Origin of the sequence: Oscillibacter valericigenes (assembly GCF_021531915.1) — a bacterium.
Taxonomy (GTDB): domain Bacteria; phylum Bacillota; class Clostridia; order Oscillospirales; family Oscillospiraceae; genus Oscillibacter; species Oscillibacter valericigenes_A.
In genome coordinates this window covers 1-692 of the sequence record NZ_JAFBIV010000047.1, presented here as the reverse complement: position 1 = coordinate 692, position 692 = coordinate 1, and the positions used below count along the sequence as shown (strand labels likewise).

The following is a 692-nucleotide window of genomic DNA, read 5'->3' as shown; positions in this document are numbered from 1 at the left end:
ATACGGTTACCGCCGCATTACAACAGAACTACGCAGCCGCAATATTCTCTTAAACCACAAGACCGTCCAGAGGCTCATGAAAGAGCTGGGCCTGGTTTGTCGTGTCAGGATGAAAAAATATCATTCATACAAGGGCGAGACAGGCAAGATTGCTCCAAATCTGTTGAACCGGGACTTCCATGCCGAAAAGCCGAACCAGAAGTGGGTCACCGATGTGACAGAGTTCAGTTTGTTTGGAGAGAAACTCTATCTCTCACCCATCCTTGATTTGTGCAGCCGTGATCTGGTCAGCTATACGATCTCAGACCGGCCTGTTCTGAACATGGTAACAACTATGCTGGAAAAGGCATTCGAGAAGATACCGGATGGAACCGGGCTGATCCTTCATTCCGACCAGGGCTGGCAATACCAGCACAAACAGTACCAGCGGATGCTCCAGAAGAAAGGTATTCAGCAGAGCATGAGCCAGAAAGGAAACTGTCTGGACAATGCTGTGGTGGAGAATTTCTTTGGCCTGCTTAAAAGCGAATTGCTCTATCTACAAGAATTTGAATCCATGGAGCACTTCAAACAGGAATTGATTGAATATCTGGATTACTACAACAACCGCCGTATCAAGGCAACGCTAAAGGGCTTGCCGCCTGCACTTCACAGACAACAAGCCCTCTCGGTTGCTTGAACAATTTTTGATT

The 692-nt window shown here is 47.4% G+C and carries 1 protein-coding gene; it reads left to right on the top strand.

What is annotated here, in order from left to right; all coding sequences use genetic code 11:
- Window positions 1–679 (top strand): IS3 family transposase (locus JQM66_RS12440; protein ID WP_235230181.1); only part of this gene is annotated, 679 nt, incomplete at its 5' end.
- Between the last annotated feature and the right edge of the window lie 13 nt (window positions 680–692).